Source organism: Streptomyces sp. NPDC036822, assembly GCF_055609145.1.
This window is the reverse complement of sequence record NZ_JBVJPY010000029.1, coordinates 19,734-37,707: the sequence shown is the minus strand read 5'-3', so window position 1 is coordinate 37,707 and position 17,974 is coordinate 19,734. Positions and strand designations below refer to the sequence as shown.

13 protein-coding genes are annotated in these 17,974 nt (G+C 73.3%); 2 read left to right on the top strand and 11 right to left on the bottom strand.

Annotated elements, in window-relative coordinates:
• Positions 1-374 precede the first annotated feature (374 nt).
• Entirely contained in the window at positions 375-1,382 is a 1,008-nt protein-coding gene (locus tag ACZ68P_RS34235; protein WP_471013080.1) for a stage II sporulation protein M, read from the bottom strand.
• A 119-nt stretch (positions 1,383-1,501) separates the two neighbouring features.
• Between ACZ68P_RS34235 and ACZ68P_RS34230 the strand changes: the two genes are divergently transcribed.
• Positions 1,502-2,464 carry an RDD family protein gene (locus tag ACZ68P_RS34230; RefSeq protein ID WP_471013078.1) on the top strand — a complete coding sequence of 321 codons (963 nt, stop codon included), beginning with the start codon at positions 1,502-1,504 and terminating at the stop codon, positions 2,462-2,464.
• 8 nt (positions 2,465-2,472) lie between these two features.
• On the opposite strand, the gene ACZ68P_RS34225 is transcribed toward ACZ68P_RS34230, so the two are convergent.
• The 8 genes from ACZ68P_RS34225 to ACZ68P_RS34190 form a co-directional block, all read right to left on the bottom strand.
• Positions 2,473-3,087, bottom strand: coding sequence for a hypothetical protein (locus ACZ68P_RS34225; protein WP_471013077.1), 615 nt, complete (start codon positions 3,085-3,087; stop codon positions 2,473-2,475).
• A 161-nt stretch (positions 3,088-3,248) separates the two neighbouring features.
• Positions 3,249-4,706, bottom strand: coding sequence for an adenosylhomocysteinase (gene ahcY, locus ACZ68P_RS34220; RefSeq protein ID WP_471013075.1), 1,458 nt, complete (start codon positions 4,704-4,706; stop codon positions 3,249-3,251).
• Between the two features lie 331 nt (positions 4,707-5,037).
• Entirely contained in the window at positions 5,038-6,003 is a 966-nt protein-coding gene (locus ACZ68P_RS34215) for a cation diffusion facilitator family transporter (protein WP_471013073.1), read from the bottom strand.
• 72 nt (positions 6,004-6,075) lie between these two features.
• Positions 6,076-7,227: a mannose-6-phosphate isomerase, class I gene (gene manA, locus ACZ68P_RS34210; RefSeq protein ID WP_471013072.1), complete on the bottom strand. Its 1,152-nt coding sequence runs from the start codon at positions 7,225-7,227 to the stop codon at positions 6,076-6,078.
• Positions 7,228-7,342: 115 nt separating this feature from the next.
• On the bottom strand, positions 7,343-8,497 hold the full coding sequence (locus ACZ68P_RS34205) for an SIS domain-containing protein (RefSeq protein WP_471013082.1): 1,155 nt from the start codon (positions 8,495-8,497) through the stop codon (positions 7,343-7,345).
• A 167-nt stretch (positions 8,498-8,664) separates the two neighbouring features.
• On the bottom strand, positions 8,665-8,847 hold the full coding sequence (locus ACZ68P_RS34200; RefSeq protein WP_471013070.1) for a Trm112 family protein: 183 nt from the start codon (positions 8,845-8,847) through the stop codon (positions 8,665-8,667).
• Positions 8,848-9,554: 707 nt separating this feature from the next.
• Positions 9,555-10,922 (bottom strand): phosphomannomutase/phosphoglucomutase, encoded by a 1,368-nt coding sequence (locus ACZ68P_RS34195; protein WP_471013068.1) that lies wholly within the window; start codon positions 10,920-10,922, stop codon positions 9,555-9,557.
• A gap of 230 nt (positions 10,923-11,152) precedes the next feature.
• The gene (locus tag ACZ68P_RS34190; protein ID WP_365721941.1) at positions 11,153-11,584 is read right to left on the bottom strand and encodes a DUF3499 domain-containing protein; all 432 of its coding nucleotides are present in this window, start codon (positions 11,582-11,584) and stop codon (positions 11,153-11,155) included.
• A 506-nt stretch (positions 11,585-12,090) separates the two neighbouring features.
• On the opposite strand from ACZ68P_RS34190, the gene ACZ68P_RS34185 reads away from it, so the two are divergent.
• Positions 12,091-12,453: a metallopeptidase family protein gene (locus ACZ68P_RS34185; protein ID WP_471013066.1), complete on the top strand. Its 363-nt coding sequence runs from the start codon at positions 12,091-12,093 to the stop codon at positions 12,451-12,453.
• Between the two features lie 172 nt (positions 12,454-12,625).
• Here the strand turns inward: ACZ68P_RS34185 and ACZ68P_RS34180 are convergent, their stop codons facing one another.
• Together ACZ68P_RS34180 and ACZ68P_RS34175 are read right to left on the bottom strand one after the other, a co-directional pair.
• On the bottom strand, positions 12,626-14,155 hold the full coding sequence (locus tag ACZ68P_RS34180) for a DUF5719 family protein (protein WP_471013064.1): 1,530 nt from the start codon (positions 14,153-14,155) through the stop codon (positions 12,626-12,628).
• Positions 14,152-17,868: a glycosyltransferase family 2 protein gene (locus tag ACZ68P_RS34175; protein ID WP_471013062.1), complete on the bottom strand. Its 3,717-nt coding sequence runs from the start codon at positions 17,866-17,868 to the stop codon at positions 14,152-14,154. The genes ACZ68P_RS34180 and ACZ68P_RS34175 overlap by 4 nt, the downstream gene beginning before the upstream one ends.
• Between the last annotated feature and the right edge of the window lie 106 nt (positions 17,869-17,974).

The following is a 17,974-nucleotide window of genomic DNA, read 5'->3' as shown; positions in this document are numbered from 1 at the left end:
TCTCGGGCTTTCCTCCGGGCTTTTTCCCTTCGGTCTTTCGTGTTTCCAGCTTAGCAGATCCGATTTCCGTTTCCGCCACCCGCTGGAGCGGGTTTCGCCTTCCAGGAATTCGCTTTCGCGCTTTCCTTTCCGGCGGTTCCGACTTTATCAGATTCAATCCGGCCGACCTAATCGGTGGCTTTCGTGATTCGAATAAGGAATCGGGTGGCTCCGTGGAAATCGAAGTTTCCGACCGGAGCGAGAGAGACACTATCGGGTCGCCCTCGAACTTGTCCAGTCCAGGCAACCGTTTGAATCTACCTCCCCACATCCCCCGTGTCAACAGGTTTTGTGGGCGAGGAGGAGACTAGCAGGTCAGCGGGGTGCTCCGCACATCAGGCGGCCGTCGGCAGCTCAGCGCTGCGGTCGGACTCCTCCACGTCGCCGGTGTCTCCGGCGCGGGCCGCGCGGGCGCCCAGGACGTAGACGTAGGCGAGGAATGCCAGTTCAGCGGCGATTCCGATGGTGATGCGGGCCCACGTGGGGAGGCCGGAGGGGGTGACGAAGCCTTCGATCAGGCCGGAGACGAAGAGGACCAGAGCGAGTCCCACGGCCATGCCGACGGCGGCGCGTCCCTGCTGGGCGAGGGCGGCGCGGCGGGTCATGGGGCCGGGGTCGATGAGGGTCCAGCCGAGCCGTAGGCCGGTGCCGGCGGCGACGAAGACGGCGGTCAGTTCGGGCAGGCCGTGCGGGAGCACCAGGCCCAGGAAGACGTCGAGGCGGCCGGCGGCGGACATCAGGCCGATGCCGACGCCGAGGTTCAGCATGTTGAGGAAGAGGATCCACAGCACGGGGAAGCACAGGAACGCGCCGAGGACCAGGCACATGGCGGCGGCCTGGGCGTTGTTCGTCCAGACCTGGGCGGCGAAGGAGGCCGCGGGATGGCTGGAGTAGTACGTCTCGTACTGGCCGCCCGGGCGGGTCATCTCGCGCAGGTCGGCCGGGGCGCCGATCGCCGACTGGACTTCCGGGTGCGTCCCGATCCACCAGCCGATGAGCGCCGCGAGGAGGGTGGAGAGGACGGCGGTCGGTACCCACCAGTGACGGGAGCGGTAGACCGCGGCCGGGAATCCGGCGGTCAGGAAGGTGACGGCGTCGCGCCAGGAGGCGCGGCGGGTGCCGGTGACGGCGGCGCGGGCGCGGGCCACGAGCTGGGTGAGGCGGGCCGTCAGCATCGGGTCCGGAGCACTGGACTGGATCAGCGAGAGGTGGGTGGCCGTGCGCTGGTAGAGGGCCACGAGTTCGTCGGCCTCGGCGCCGGTGAGCTTGCCGCCCCGGCGCAGGAGGTGGTCCAGGCGTTCCCACTCGGCGCGGTGGGCGGTGACGTAGACGTCGAGGTCCATGATCGGCTGCTGCTCCAGGCACTGGGTGCGTACGGGTGCGTACTACTGCGGCGCGCTGCGGGTCAGCTTGGCAGACTGTCGTACCGAGGGGTCGGGAAGGTCGGAGAAGGGTGGGCGTCGTGAGCGGGGTTGTGACGGGGGACGCCGTCGTACTGGGGCTGCAGCCGGCGAGGCTGCCGAGCCGGGCTCTGGCGCTGTGCATCGACCTCGCGGTGGTGCTCACGGTGTACGTGCTGATATCCGTCGGGCTCGCGTTCGCCACGGCCTCGCTGGACGAGGCCGCGCAGATGGCGCTCTCGATCGCCTCGTTCCTGCTGGTGCTGGTCGGGGCGCCGATCGCGGTGGAGACGCTGTCGCACGGGCGGTCGCTCGGCAAGATGGCGTGTGGGCTGCGGGTGGTGCGGGACGACGGGGGGCCGATCCGTTTCCGGCACGCGCTGGTGCGCGGCGCGATGGGGGTCGTGGAGATCCTCATGACGTTCGGGGTCGTCGCGTGCATCGCCTCGCTGGTGTCCGAGCGGGGGCGGCGCGTCGGCGATGTCTTCGCGGGGGCGCTCGTCGTGCGCGAGCGGGTGCCGGCGGTACGGGCAGCGGCTGTTCCTCCTCCCCCGCCCTGGCTGGTCGGAAGGTTCGGTCAGCTGGATCTCTCCGCCGTGCCGGACGGGCTGTGGCTGGAGATACGGCAGTACCTGACGCGGATGCGGCAGCTGGATCCGGGCGTGGGGCGGCAGCTCGCCGAGCGGCTGGCCGACGAGCTGGTCGCACGGACCGGGACGCCTCCGCCGCCCGGGGTGCCGGCCGCGGACTATCTGGCGGGTGTGGTCGGCGAGCGGCAGGCGCGGGAGGCGCGACGCGCCTTCGCCCCGGCCGGGGCGGCCGGCGGCGTCGGGGGCGGCCACGCGAGCGGTGTGGGGAGCGGCTACGTGCCGGCGGTGGAGCCTGGCCAGGCTGCCGGGCAGAGCTCCGGGTTCGCGGCGCCCGGCGCTGCCCCGGTGGGGGCGGCTCCGGCCGCTCCTGCCCCATCCGCTGAGCCCACCTCCGACCCCGCCCCTCCCGCTACGGGGTTCGCGCCTCCCGCCTAGGGCGTCTTTCAGGGGAAGACCGAGGGCGGGGTCTCCAGGGCTTCGAGCTCGATGCCGGGGGCGGAGAGGACCACGTCGCCGGTGATGTGCAGGGTGTGCCGCTCCCCCGTGTCCAGGGCGTCGACCTGGTATTCGTCCACGGTCAGGGGGCCGTTGTCAGTGGCGTGCGCTTCACTCTTCACCAGGGCCCAGGACTGGTCGGTCGTGAGGGGGGCGAGCACCCCACCGGTGAAGGCGACGAGTCGGACGCGGGTCGCGGGGGAGCCGGGGGTGAGGCGCAGGAGTCGGGTGATCGCGACGAGGAATGCCGGTGAGGTGCCGGTGAAGGCATGGGCGCGCACGTTGCCTTCCGTGGCATGGGTGCCGGTGGGGTCGGTACGGACCCAGGTGACGCCGTCGAGGGCCGCGCCGCGGACCTGCCAGCTCGCGGCGTGGAGTTCGAGACGGATGGGGCGGCCGAGCTCGTCGATGGCCAGGTCGACGGAGCCGGTGTGGTCGCCGGAGGGGGTGGTGGTCTGGGAGACGTAGCGCCAGCCGGAGGGGCCGGGCGCGCAGTGGAAGTGTTCTTCGCCGAGGGGGGTGCGATCGTGCGGGTCATGGAGCGAATAGCGGCCGCGGGGCATGGGTCCTCGGGTGGTTCCTGGGGCGGTAGGTCCGGTGCGGGCCGGGACGCCCGGTGAGGGACGCGGCAGGCCCCCGGCACGGGGGTGCGGGGGCCTGCCTGAGTCCTCTACGGGTGCTGCCGACGGTGTGCGTCAGTGCGCGGGCGCCGTCGGTCGTGGCATCAGTAGCGGTAGTGGTCCGGCTTGTACGGGCCCTCGACCTTGACGCCGATGTAGGCGGCCTGCTCGGGGCGGAGGGTCGTGAGCTTCACGCCCAGCGCGTCGAGGTGGAGACGGGCGACCTTCTCGTCGAGGTGCTTCGGGAGCACGTAGACGTCGGTCGGGTACTGCTCCGGCTTGGTGAAGAGCTCGATCTGGGCCAGGGTCTGGTCCGCGAAGGAGTTCGACATCACGAAGGACGGGTGGCCCGTGGCGTTGCCCAGGTTCAGCAGACGGCCCTCGGAGAGGACGATCAGGACCTTGCCGTCGGGGAACTTCCAGGTGTGGACCTGGGGCTTGACCTCGTCCTTGACGATGCCGTCGATCTTGGCCAGGCCGGCCATGTCGATCTCGTTGTCGAAGTGGCCGATGTTTCCGACGATGGCCTGGTGCTTCATCTTGGCCATGTCGGCGGCCATGATGATGTCCTTGTTGCCGGTGGTCGTGATGAAGATGTCGGCCGTCTCTACGACGTCCTCGAGGGTCGCGACCTGGTAGCCGTCCATCGCCGCCTGCAGGGCGCAGATCGGGTCGATCTCGGTGACGATGACGCGGGCGCCCTGGCCGCGGAGCGACTCGGCACAGCCCTTGCCGACGTCGCCGTAGCCGAAGACCACGGCGGTCTTGCCGCCGATGAGGACGTCGGTGGCGCGGTTGATGCCGTCGATGAGGGAGTGGCGGCAGCCGTACTTGTTGTCGAACTTCGACTTGGTGACGGCGTCGTTGACGTTGATCGCCGGGAAGAGCAGGGTGCCCTCGGACATCATCTCGTAGAGGCGGTGGACACCGGTGGTGGTCTCCTCCGTCACGCCGCGGATCTCGGACGCGAGCTGGGTCCACTTCTGGGGGGACTCGGACAGCGTGCGGTTCAGCAGGGTGAGGATGTGGCCGTACTCCTCGGAGTCCGCCGTGGACGGGTCCGGGGCGGAGCCGGCCTTCTCGAACTCGACGCCCTTGTGGACGAGGAGGGTGGCGTCACCGCCGTCGTCCAGGATCATGTTCGGGCCGCCGGTGGGGGTGTTCGGCCAGGTCAGGGCCTGCTCCGTGCACCACCAGTACTCCTCCAGGGTCTCGCCCTTCCAGGCGAAGACGGGGACGCCGGCGGGGGCCTCGGGGGTGCCGGTCGGGCCGACGGCGATCGCCGCGGCGGCGTGGTCCTGGGTGGAGAAGATGTTGCAGGAGGCCCAGCGGACCTCGGCGCCCAGGGCGACCAGGGTCTCGATGAGGACGGCCGTCTGCACGGTCATGTGCAGGGAGCCGGTGATCCGGGCGCCGGCGAGGGGCTGCTGCTCGGCGTACTCGCGGCGGATCGACATCAGGCCGGGCATCTCGTGCTCGGCGAGGGTGATCTCCTTGCGGCCGAAGGCGGCCAGGGACAGGTCGGCGACCTTGAAGTCCTGCTGGTTGGCGACAGTCGTCATGACTGGGCTGCTCCTCGTGAATCGGGTTCGAGGGTCGGTTGAAGCGCCTGACACCGCGGCTCGGGACACCGCGGGCATACGAATGCCCGGGTACTCCCGCGGTGCAGTCGTCGGAGGCCCTCTCTCCCTCGGCCGGTCCGTGGACCGCCCGACCGCCATCAGCAGCGACGTCTGGCTGGTCACGAATCTACACCGATCAGCCCGTCGACCCACAGTCCGCCCGGGGCCGGGATTCGGCCGAATCCGGCCTCGACAGGGGGTCGGGAGGCCGCCCGGGGACGGGAAAAGCCCCGGACCGGACGGTCCGGGGCCCTCCCTGCGGGTGGCGGATTCAGTGGCCGGATCCGCCGGGCGACTTCGCGGGATCGGTGCCGGAGGCGGCGGCCGATTCGCTGTAGATGTCCGGCTCGAGGTAGATGACCCGCGCGATCGGGACGGCGGCACGGATGCGGTCCTCGGCGGCGTTGATGGCGGTCGCGACCTCGGTGGCCGTCTCGTCGTGCCGGACGGCGATCTTGGCGGCGACGAGGAGTTCCTCGGGGCCGAGGTGGAGCGTGCGCATGTGGATGAGGCGGGTGACGGTCACGCCGTCGACGACCGCATCCTCGATCTGCTTCACCTGCTCGGTGCCGGCCGACTCACCGAGCAGCAGCGACTTGGTCTCGGCGGCCAGGACGAGCGCGATCACGATGAGCAGGATGCCGATGCAGAGCGTGCCGATGCCGTCCCAGAGGCCGTCACCGGTGACGAGGGCCAGGCTGACGCCACCGAGGGCGAGGACCAGGCCGACGAGCGCTCCGAGGTCCTCCAGGAGGACGACCGGCAGCTCGGGGGCCTTCGCCCGGCGGACGAACTCGGTCCAGGAGAGCCCGCCGCGGATCTGGTTCGACTCCTTGATGGCCGTACGGAACGAGAACGTCTCGGCGATGATCGCGAAGACGAGGACGCCGACCGGCCAGTACCAGGCCTCGATGGCGTGCGGGTGCTTGATCTTCTCGTAGCCCTCGTAGATGGCGAACATGCCACCGACGGAGAAGAGCACGATGGAGACGAGGAAGGCGTAGATGTACCGCTCGCGGCCGTAGCCGAAGGGGTGCTGCGGGGTCGCCTCGCGCTGGGCCCGCTTGCCGCCGAGGAGGAGCAGGCCCTGGTTGCCGGAGTCGGCGAGGGAGTGCACGCTCTCGGCGAGCATCGAGGACGAACCGCTGAAGAGGAACGCCACGAACTTGGCTACCGCGATCGCGAGGTTGGCGGCGAGTGCCGCCACGATCGCCTTGGTTCCGCCTGACGCGCTCATGGATGTACGTGTTCCCTTCGTCGGTGCTCCGGCCGTGCTGTCGCCGCCGCTGTGCGGCCGCACATTTTTACATCAGGCCACGACGGTGGCGCGGAAGACCGTACCCGCACCTGACAGTTCGATGCTCTCGCCGGCCGGTACGAAGACCGATTCGCCCGGTGCGAGGGGGAGTTCGCCGACACGGGGGCGGCCGGCCACGGCGAGGAGGATCTGCGGGGCGGCCGCGGTGACATCGGTGGGGACCGCGCCCTCCGCCCGGACGTAGCGGGAGAGCCGGAACTCGTCGATGGGGGTGTCGTAGACCTCCTCACCCGACTCGGATGCCTCGGGGCGCAGGAGGGTCGGGTCCATCGGTTCGAAGCGGACGACGCGCAGCAGTTCCGGTACGTCGACGTGCTTCGGGGTCAGGCCGCAGCGCAGGACGTTGTCGGAGTTGGCCATGATCTCGACGCCGAGGCCGTCGAGGTAGGCGTGCGGGACTCCGGCACCGAGGTACATGGCTTCGCCGGGCTGGAGCCGCACGGGGTTGAGGAGCATGGCGGCGATGACGCCGGGGTCCGACGGGAAGTGGTGGGCGAGGGTGGCGTACGGGGCGTGGTCACCGCCCAGGCGGTCGGCGGCGGCCGTGGCCTCGGCGACGGTGTGGGCCATCTCCTCGCGATCGGCTGTCAGCAGCGCCGTCAGGACCTCGCGCAGGGCGGCCTCTTCGGGGTGGGCGTGCAGCAGGTCGACGTACGGCTTGAGGGAGTCGACACCGAGCGCGGCGAGGGTGTCGGCGGCCTCGGCGGGGGCGCGGAAGCCGCAGAGCCCGGTGAACGGCGTGAGGGCGCAGATGAGTTCGGGCTTGTGCTGAGGGTCCTTGTAGTTGCGCCGGGGCGAGTCGACGGGGATGCCGGCCGCCTGCTCCGCGGCGAATCCGGCCTCGGCCTGGGCGAGGTCGGGGTGGACCTGGAGGGAGAGCGGGGCGCCGGCCGCGAGCACCTTGAACAGGAAGGGCAGGTGCGGGCCGAACTTCTCGACGGTGCGGGCGCCCAGTTCGCGTACGGGGTCGGCGTCGATGACCTCGTTCAGCGCTCCGCGCTCGGTGCGGGAGGGGGCTCCTGGGTGGGCGCCCATCCACATCTCGGCCTGGGGTTCACCGCTGGGGGTGGTGCCGAGGAGTTCCGGGATGGCCGTCGTGGAGCCCCAGGCGTAGGGGCGGACGGTGTTGACGAGGCGGTCCATGGGGCCTTCCAGCCTTCCTCGGTGCGGTGGTACGGGTGATGCGGATGGGGCGGATGGTGGTACGGGTCGTGCGGGTGGACGGCGGTGGGGCCGGTGGTGACCTGGCGATCCGGTGTCAGGGGGTGTGCGGGGTGATTCCCGCGGAGGCGAGGGAGAGGTACACGGCGGCGAAGTCGGTGACGGCGAGGAGCTCGGCCAGGGCCTCCAGCTCGCTGCCCTCCTCGGGTTCCAGTTCGCTGATGGCCGTCTCGTGGCCGAGGGCGAGTTCGCGGGCGGCGGGGGCGGCGGTCAGGCCGCCGGCCGGCCGGTCGCGCAGGAGCACGACCCGGGCGCGCAGGGCCTGCGGCTCGTCGACGCGGTCGCGGAAGAAGTCGTCGGGGTCGGCGCCCGCGGCGTAGGCACCCGCGAGCAGGACGCCGTGGGCGGGGAGGGCCTCGGGGAGTTCGGCGGCGAGCGCGGGCAGTCCGGCCAGCTCGGCGAGCACGGCGGCGAAACGGCGGCCCGCGGGTCCCGCGGCGGCGCCCTCGGTCCAGATCAGGGGCAGGGAGTCGGCGAGTTCGGCGGCCAGCGTCTTGGCGGGGTTGCTGTACGTGGCGATGGCCGGTCCGCAGCGCTCGGCCGTACGGTCCAGGCGGTCGGCGACCTTCTCCAGGGTCTCCTGGGGGGCGTCGAGGAGTCCGACGCGGTCGAGCAGGACCAGGAGCGGGGTGAACAGGGCCCACAGGGCGCTCGGGCCGGCGGCGAGGTCGTCGGAGGTCTCCTCGGCGCTCTCGAACGGGGCCGTGGCCATCGGCACGAGCAGGCCGCGGGAGCCGTTGACGGCCTCGGAGAGAGGGGAGGTCCGGGGGGCGACGGCGACGACGGTGATGCCGCGGCGGTACGCCTGTTCGGCGAGGAGGGCGAGACCGGGCTCCGAACCGTCGGTCGTCGGGATCAGCAGGAGATCCACGGAGCCTGCCCAGCCGGGGAGGGCCCAGCGCAGGGCGCCCGCCGCGGCGGCGACACCGGTGGGCTGGAGCCGGATGACCGGGGCGGAGGCGCCGGCGAGGGAGCCGACCAGGTCGGCGACGCCGGCGGCCGCGGTGCCGGGGCCCGCGACGAGGACGGCGCGGGGGCGGCCCTCGGGGCGGAGATCGGAGATACCGGCCTCGGCGGCGTGGCGGGCGGCTGTCCGTACCCGTGCTCCCGCTTCGGCGGCGCCGCGCAGGAGACCGCGGCGGTCGGCGAGCGCGAGGGCGTCCGGTGCGTCGAGGAGGGTCTCGTCCAGCATGGGGCCTCCGAAGCAGGGCGGGGCGTGCGGCTTGGTGGTGGTGGTCCCGGTGGCGCGCCCGGCCGTCGGCCGGGCCCGTGCTGCCACGCGCACCACCCTTGCGGCTGGGGTGTCGGCCGGCGGGCGTACCGCGGCCGGACAGCGCCGTCGGCGGCTGTTGTTCGCCTCTACCCCGGGCGGCGGGCCTCATCCACGAGGAGGACCGGGATGCCGTCGCGGACGGGGTAGGCCAGGCCGCAGCCGTCGCCCGTGCAGACCAGCTCGGGGGTCTCGGCCGCCGTGCGGTCGTTGAGCGGCGCGTGGCAGGCCGGGCAGGCCAGGATCTCCAGGAGGCCGGCTTCGAGCGGCATGAGGGGTCCCTTCGAACAAACGATGGTGGTGCTGGCTGGCTTCGGGCCAGGTCAGCCTACCGCCGGGGAACCAGGGGCGCGGCTCCGTGCCCGCCCTGTCCTTCGGCGAGGATCCGGCGGGGAATCGACGGGGCGCCGACGGGGGCGTGGCGGGGGTGTGGCGGGAGTCGGTCGGGGGTCTGACGGGGCGTGGGTGGAGCCGGTCGGGGACTCGACGGAGCCGTTGCGGGACGGGCGGGGGTGCCGCGAGGGCGTGCGGGGTGCGGCGGAGGCCTGCCGGGGGCAGGTCGGGGACCGGATCGAAGCCCGGCGGACCTCGCCGGGACCTGTCGGGCCCCTGTAGGAGCAGCCGGGGAGCCGAAGCCGGCATCGGATTCCGGTACGGGGGGCGGCGTCGGACCTGCCTCGTCCGTACCGGACGGCGTTGGCCTCCTTCGAGTCCGTACGGGACGGTGTCGGACCCGCCTGGTGTGCGGTACGGCGACGGCGTCAGCCCCGCGCAGAGGCAGGAGATGGTTCGGCGGCCGAATCCGGGACGCGAGCGGGTGCGGAGCCGGGGCCCGGTAGAGGCCCTGGAACCCGTTCCAGGGAAAGCCCGCCGCATCCGGTCCGCCGATGCGGGCCGGCCCCGGCGGGACCCCTTGCGGGGGCCTGCCGGGGCCGGTGCGGGCTTTGCTCTTCGGGGCCCGGGGCTCGGGGCTCAGGGCTCAGGCGGTCGAGCGGACGAGGGCGAGGACCTCGTCGCGCAGTTCGGCCATGGTGGCCTCGTCGCGGGCTTCGACGTTCAGGCGCAGCAGCGGCTCGGTGTTCGAGGCGCGGAGGTTGAACCACCAGTCCTCGGCCGTCACGGTCAGGCCGTCCAGCTCGTCGAGCGTCACGCCGTCCCGGCCCGCGTACGCGGCCTTGACCGCCGCCATGCGAGCGGTCTGGTCGGCGACGGTGGAGTTGATCTCGCCGGAGGAGGCGTAGCGGTCGTACGCGGCGACCAGCTCGGACAGCGTGCCCTGCTGGCCGCCGAGGGCCGCCAGGACGTGGAGGGACGCGAGCATGCCGGTGTCGGCGTTCCAGAAGTCCCTGAAGTAGTAGTGGGCGGAGTGCTCGCCGCCGAAGATCGCGCCCGTCTTGGCCATCTCCTCCTTGATGAAGGAGTGCCCGACCCGGGTGCGGACCGGCGTGCCGCCGTTCTCGCGCACGACCTCGGGGACCGACCAGGAGGTGATCAGGTTGTGGATGACCGTGCCGCCCGGGTGCTTCGCCAGCTCGCGCGCGGCGACCAGGGCCGTGATCGCGGACGGGGAGACCGGCTCGCCGCGCTCGTCGACGACGAAGCAGCGGTCGGCGTCACCGTCGAAGGCGAGGCCGAGGTCGGCGCCCTCGGAGCGGACGCGGGCCTGGAGGTCGACGATGTTCTTCGGGTCGAGGGGGTTGGCCTCGTGGTTGGGGAACGTGCCGTCGAGTTCGAAGTACATCGGCACGACGTCCAGCGGGAGGTCCGCGAAGACGGTCGGGACGGTGTGGCCGCCCATGCCGTTGCCCGCGTCCACGACGACCTTCAGCGGACGGATCGCGGTGAGGTCGACGAGGTTCCGCAGGTACGTGGAGTAGTCCTGCAGGCTGTCCTGCCGGGTGATCGCGCCGGCCGCCGGGGCGGCCTCGGGCGCGCCCTGCTCCGACCACTGCTCGACGAGCGTGCGGATCTCCGCGAGGCCGGTGTCCTGGCCGACCGGGGCGGCGCCCGCGCGGCACATCTTGATGCCGTTGTACTGCGCCGGGTTGTGCGAGGCCGTGAACATCGCGCCCGGCAGGTTCAGCTGCCCGGAGGCGAAGTAGAGCTGGTCCGTGGAGCAGAGCCCGATCAGCGTGACGTCGGCGCCCAGGCGGGCGGCGCCGCGCGCGAAGGCGTCCGAGAGCCCCGGCGACGAGGGGCGCATGTCATGGCCGACGACGATCGCGTCCGCGCCCGTCACCCGTACGAACGCGGCGCCGAAGAGTTCGGCGAGACCCTCGTCCCACTGATCCGGCACCACCCCGCGGACGTCGTACGCCTTCACGATCTGCGACAGATCAGCAGCCACGGAACAACCCTCCTGAGGTCTCTGCACGCGTATGCGGCGCGTGTGCGGAACGCCCAAACTACCCGGGCGGGGGCACGGCGACGCAGACCGAGGGGTCGGTCGGCGGGGAGTGGCCGGTTTCGCCCCGTGCCGGGATGCTCACGTGCCGGGACGGCGGGCGTCGCCACCCTCCCGCCGGGGCGACGGGACCGCCGGAGCGGAAGCGTTACGGCGGAGAGCGCGGGGGTGGGTCAGGAGTCCGGGGAGCGCAGGACCCGCAGATGTCCGCGGCGTCCGACCTCCATGGGGTCGCCGCCGCGGCCGCCGCCCTTGCCGCCCGCCTCGGCCGCGCGTTCCTGGGGGCGCGCCGCCTCCCGTACCGCGTTGGCGAGGGCTTCGAGGTCGTCCCCGCTGGGCCGGGACGGGGCGGAGCCGTCCGTGAGCCGCACGACGTCCCAGCCGCGCGGGGCGGTGAGGCGCTCGCTGTGTTCGGCACACAGGTCGTAGCAGTGGGGCTCGGCGTAGGTGGCGAGCGGGCCGAGGACCGCAGTCGAGTCGGCATAGACGTACGTCAGTGTCGCGACGGCAGGGCGGCCGCACGCGGTGCGCGAACAGCGACGTACAGGGCTCACGACGTTGGACGGTACCGCACTCTTGAGCGGGCCGCGACGACTCTCCGCCAGGTCACTCGCCCGTGTCGCGGTGTGACGTCGGCCACGGTCCCTCTGGGCGCGGCCCCGCTGACCTGGGCGGGAGGAGGGCGGCGGGGGCGGCGGCGACCGTCGATCCGGACAGCGGTCGACCTTAATCCGGTCAGGGACGGCCAGACGGCCGATCGCGGCGACGTATGGAATCGAGCCGTCGCTTGGCCGGAATGCTCAACAAACGACAGGCGGGGTCCGGCCGATCCGGGCCTGGCCGGTGTTCGCCCCGGCCGTGGAACACCGAGGAGAGTTACGCTGCGTCAGTGATGGACAGTCCTGTGCCGCCGCGCCCCTCGTCCCGTCCGACGTCGAACCCCGCGGAGCCGGCCTCCGCGGAGTCGAACCCGGCCGATGCGGGTCCGGGCCGGTCGGATCCGGGCGAGTCGAACCCGCACGAGTCGTGTCCGGGCGAATCCCGGCCGGGCGGGTCGGGCTCCGCTGCGACGGAGCCGCGACCGCGTCGCCGCGACCGGCACGGCCGCGGGATGCGCGGCCCGGTCGCCCCGCCGCAGGTCCCGCTGTCCGCGAGTCGTGCGGACTCGTTCCGCGATCTCGTCCTGGACTCCGTCGAGCGGCTGGAGCGGCGCTGGCCGCAGCTGGCGGACGTGGAGTTCATGGTGCTGGACGTACCGCCGTCGGTGTCGGGCGAGGCCGTTCCCCTAGGGGGTTCGACGCCGGCGGAGAAGAGCGGCCCCGCGCGGGTGGTCGTCTACCGGCGCCCCGTGGAGATCCGCTCCAAGAGCCGTGACGAGCGGGCGCTGCTGGTCCACGAGGTCGTGGTGGAGCAGGTGGCGGAGCTGCTGGGCCTGTCTCCCGAGTCGGTCGATCCCCGGTACGGGCAGGACTGACGAGCGGGGACCGGCACCTCCAACGGCCGCGCGCGTGCCGTGCGTGGCCGCGGGCATGCCTATGCCTTACGTGGCCTCGCCCGGCCCTGCCCGGCCTCGTCCGAGCCTCGTCCCCGTCCGAGCCCCGTAGCCGTCCGGACCTCGGCCCCTCCCCGTACGAGCTTCATGAGCGTCAGTCGTCCAGGACGGAGAGATCCTGCCTCGCCGTCGGGACCTCGACCGTCCCCCGGTCGTCGGACAGCGTCTGGACCGTGAACATCGGCACGCCGTCCTGGGGAAGCGCGAGCGCGCGCGACGCGTGGACCGGGCCCCCCGAGACGCGTTCGACCGTCAGCGCGTAGGAGCCCTTCAGCCCCGCCGGGACCGGCGGTGCCACGGCGGTCGTCGTGCCGGCCTTGATCGTGAAGGTCTTCGAGACCGCGGTGCCGCCCTCCGATCCGGCGGAGGCGGTGACCTTGACCTCGGCGGTCTCGGCGGGGGCGGTCAGGGAGAGCGTCGAGCCGGTCGCGCGGTTGTCGGCGACGGTGGCGCGGGCGGTGATCGCGGGGGTCGCCGGGATGAAGGCGACCTCCTGCTTGTCGCCCTTGCCGCGGACCACCCGCAGGGCGGCGACCACCGGGGTGGGCTTCTTCGGGTCGGCCGGCGCCAGCAGCAGCGAACCCGCCTCCCCGCGGGTGAGGTCCGGCATGTCGACGGCCGCGGTCATCCCCGACTTCACCTGGAGGGACGGGGCGCTCGCCGGCACGATCGTGCCGCTCTCGCCGACCAGCTGGATCTTGAGGTCGGCGTCGTCGTCGCCGGGCGCGTACGCCACCAGGCGCACCGACGTGGCGTCCTTCGGGATGCCGGGCAGGACCGCGCGGGGGGCCGGGTCGGCCGAGGCGGAGAGCCAGTCGCTGCCGAGCTTGTCGTCGGCGGCCCCGACGACCGCGCCGACGCGGCCGCTGCGGGTCGTGACATGGACCGTCACGTCGGCCTTCGGCGCCTCCCCGGTGAGCGTGGAGAGGAGGACCGGGACGGTGGCGTGGGCCGGGACGGGGATGCCCTCGGTCAGCTGCGACGGGAGCACCCCTTCGGGGCCGTACAGCTCGATGTCGGCGACGGCCGCGGTGTCGTCGGGGTTGGTGAGGTGGACGTAGTCCTGGCGCTCCTTGGCCGTGGAGGCGGCCGGGAACCAGAAGTCCGTGTCGGGTGCCGTGCAGGAGACGCCGAGGAGTCCGCGGGAGCCGCCGGCCGGGACGACCGTGGTCTGCTGGACGGTCCAGCCCGGGGCGAGGGAGCCGGTCGCCGAGCCGGTGAGGGCCGGGACGGCTCCGCCGTCGGCCTTGGCGGTGACGGGCGTGCCGGGACGACCGGCGGTCGCCGGGGGCTTGACGGCCCCGGGCTTCTTCGGCTTGGCGTCGGCGGGCGCGGCGGCGGAAGCGGGCTTCAGCTCCGCCTTACCCGCCGTGGCCTTGCCGGTACCCGGCGTGCCTGCTCCGGCGTCGCTCTTCCCGGCCGGGGTGTACGAGGTGTAGACCGTCTCGGCCACCTCGGACGTACTCGGCGCGGGGCAGAGCAGGCTGGAGCGCTCCACGGGCAGCGACCGGCCGGCGGTGGCCGGGGCGGTGGTGGTGCCGTCGGGCGCGGTCAGGGCGGCGAAGCCCGTGACGGCGGCGAGGGCGGTGGCGGCCGCGATCAGGGAGAGGGTGGTGCGCTTCACTGGTTGCTGCTCCCGTCGGGACGCTGCTCGGTCTCGTAGCCATACGCGTAGGGGTCGTACGCCTGCTGCTCGTGGGGCTGCTGGTCGCGCTGCTGCTGGTCAGGGGGCTGCTGATCGTACTGCTGCCCTTGCTGTCCGTAGGGCTGCTGCTCGTATCCCTGCTGCTGGTAGGGGTCGTACTGCTGCTGACCGTAGGTCTGTTCGTACGTCTGCTCGTACGCCTGCTGGTCGTACTGCTGCGGGTGCTGCTGGTACGGGTCGGCCGCGTACTCCGCGTACTGCTGCTGGTAGCCCTGCTGGGCCTGGGCGTACGGGTCCTGGGCCGCCTGCTGCCACTCGTCGGGGGCGTACGACTGCTGGGCGGGCACCGGGACGGGCTCCGGGGACGGTGCGGCCGCCGCCTCCTCCGCGGCGTCCGGCGCCCCGGCGGCCTCGGCCTCGGCGGCGGCGCGCAGTCGGCGTGCCCGGCGGCCGTCGCCCTCCATGGCCTCTGCGGGGATGGCGACCTCCTCCTCGGGCAGGTCGTCGTCGATCTCGCGGCGCCGGCCGGGCAGGGCGAGGACGAGCAGGACGACGGCGAGGCCGGCCTGCGCCCAGATCCAGACGGTGTGGGTGAGCGGCTCGTCGTACGTGAGGTCGAGGCGGCCGCCCTCGGCGGGCAGGGCGAAGCCCTGCGCCCAGCCGTCGACGGTGGTCTTCTTCAGTTCCTTGCCGTCGAGCGTGGCCGTCCAGCCGTCGTCGGCGCGGTCGGCGATGCGCAGGATCCGTCCCGCGGGGCCCGCCGGGATCTTCGTGTGCGCTTCGACGGGGCCCGCGGCGACGGCGACCGGCCGGGCCGCCTCCGTGCCGCTCTGGCCCGTGCCGCCCGCGCCCGGGGTGCTCTCGCTCGGGGCGGCGGGGACGATCATGGCGCGGGCGACCTCGCGGTCGACGCGCCACAGGGCGCTGCCGTCGAGCTGGCTGAGGCGGCTCAGGCCCGGGGTGGCGTCCAGGACGCGGCTCATCTGGCGCGGTGCCCCGTCGCGTACGAGGACGTAGCGGATCGCGAAGCCGCTCAGCTCCGCCGTCTGGTCGGCGCCGGAGCCGGCCACCAGGTGGGCGACGACCTTGTCCAGGAGGGGGTCGCCGCCGCCGGCCTCGGCCAGTTCGGCGTCGCCGAGGCGGCCGCCGGAGCCGCGGACGAGGGTGTAGGCGACCTCGCCCGGCGAGGTGCCGCCGAGGACGAGGGTGCGGGGCTGGTCGCGGGTGCCGCTCTCCTCGGCGACGAACGCCGGGACCTGTACGGGGTCGCGCCGGGTCAGCGGGCCGTCGGCGCCGCCGATCATCCAGGTGACGGCGGCGACGACCGGCCCGAGGGCGGCGGCGAGGGCGATGAGGGCGGCGACGGGCTGGCGCCAGCCGAAGCCGTGCGCGGCGACGCGGGTGCGGCCGCCCTCGGCGCCGATCATGCCGGCGACGAGGAGGGCCGCGCCGTAGACGAGGGTGGCGGGTCCGGCCCAGCCCGTGCCGCCGGCGCCGTTGGACAGCGCGGCGAAGAGGAGGCCGGCGAGCGCGGCGGCCCAGGCGGTGCGGACGGCGAACTGCCGCTCCTCGCGCAGCAGGGCGGCCAGGGCGGCGAGCACGACGCCGACGAGGAGGACGCCGCTGACGGTGCCGGGGCCGCCGGGGCTGATCCCGAGCAGGTCGAGGGCGGAGGCCGTTCCCGTACGGATGTCGAGCCCGGCTTCGCGCAGGAAGGCGGCGGGTCCGGTCAGCAGGGAGAGCGACCAGGGGGCGAGGACGAGCAGGGGGGTGCCGACGGTGGCGAGGAAGCGGAGTCCGTACGCGGTGATGTCGTCGCGGCGCAGGACGAGGACGGCGACGCCGAGGACGGCCGCGAGCGGCCAGACGATCGGGGTGAACGCCATCGTGAAGGTCAGCAGGAAGGTGTAGGCCCAGGTGGCGCGCCAGCTGCCGCGGTCGGGGCGGGTGAGTCCGGCGGCGGCGACGGCGGCTCGCGCGATGAGCGGGAGCAGGATCGCGAGGACGGCGGTGCCGAGGCGTCCGGTGGCGAGCGCTCCGGTGGCGGCGGGCAGGAAGGCGTACGCGATGGAGCCCCACGCCCGCAGCAGCCGGGACTCGACGATCGGCCGGGCCGCGAAGTAGGCGGTGAAGCCGGCCAGCGGGACCGAGCAGACCAGGAGCAGGGTCAGCGCGAAGGAGGTGGAGCCGAGGAACAGCGCGGAGAGTCCGGCGAGGACGGCGAGGTACGGCGGCGCGGTCTGGGTGCCGCCGGTGCCGATGGCGTGCCAGGCGTCCGCATACCGCTCCCAGAGGCCGGAGACGGAGTCGGGGGCGGGCAGGAGGGCGCCGCCGGCGAGCGAGCCGCCGCCGAAGAGGCCGCGGCAGGCGACCACGGAGACGATCAGGAGGAGGGCGAAGAGGAGCGGTCCCGGCTTGCCGGCGATCTTCTTCAGGCGGGCGAACTGCTCGATCTCCAGGAATTCGGCGTCGTCGCCGCCGGGGCCGGTTTCGACGGCGCCGTGGCGTGAGCCGCCGGAGTCGGCGTCGGAGCCGCCGAAGTTGGCGACGACCTGTTCGGCGGTGGCGCGGACGGTGGCGCCGGGCGGCGGGAAGAGCGGGCGCAGTTCGCTCGCGGCCACGGCGGGGTTCTTGCGGCGCTTGCGGGCGGCGAGGATCCGCTCGGGCCGCAGGAGGGTGCCGAAGAGGCCCATGACCTCGTCGACGGCCTGGCCGGGGACCTTGCCGACGAGATAGGCGAGGGTGCGCAGCAGGGTGCCGAGGATCAGCCGCACCAGGACGTAGGGGAGGGCGGCGCCCCGGGTGTTGGCGAGGAGGGTGAAGACGGCTCCGGCCTTGTCGACGCGGTGCGGGTTGGCGACGGAGCGGCCGGCGCAGTCGACGGTGCGGCGTTCGCGGGCGGATGCCTCGGCGTGCCGCAGGACGGCGCCGGGGGCGATGAGGACGCGGTGCCCGGCGGAGTGGGCGCGCCAGCACAGGTCGACGTCGTCGCGCATCAGGGGCAGGCGCCGGTCGAAGCCGCCCAGTTCCTCGAAGACGTCGCGGCGGATCAGCATGCCGGCGCTCGAGACGGACAGGACGGAGCGGACCTGGTCGTGCTGGCCCTGGTCCTGTTCGCGGCGGTCGAGTCCGGTCCAGCGGCGGCCGCTGCGGGCGATGGAGACACCGGCTTCGAGCAGCTGCTTGCGGTCGTACCAGCCGCGGAGCTTGGGTCCGACGACGGCGGCGTACGCGTCGGAGTCGGCGACGCGGAGGAGTTCGGCGAGGGCGTCGGGCTCGGGGGCGCAGTCGTCGTGGAGGAGCCAGAGCCACTGCACGGGTTCCCCGTGGGGGAGCTCGGGCAGGTCGTAGGCGTCGTCGCGCCAGGTCCGGCTGACGGGGTCCCAGCCACTGGGCCGCTTCAGGTAGGGCAGTTCCTCGGGTCCGAGCACGGGGGCGGTGCGGGCGGCCTCCTCGACGGCGGCTCCGAAGCCGGTGCGGCGGGCGAGGTGCAGGACGCGGTCGGCGCCGATCGCGTCGGCGAGCAGCTGCGCGGAGTCGTCGGCGCTGCCGGTGTCGGCCGCGACGACGTTCTGCACGGGGCGTTCCTGGGCGAGCAGCCCGGCGAGGGCGTCCGGCAGCCAGCGGGCGCCGTCGTGGGCGACGAGCACGGCGGTGACGACGTGTCGCGGAAACTCGGGAGTTGAGGACATCGAGGTACGGGCCCTCCGGCCGGGGTCGCCCGCGGGGGGCGTGGGTGCGTCTCGGACGGGGCCCCACACTAACGGCTGTCAACGGCGACGGTCCGCCGCCTGTGGA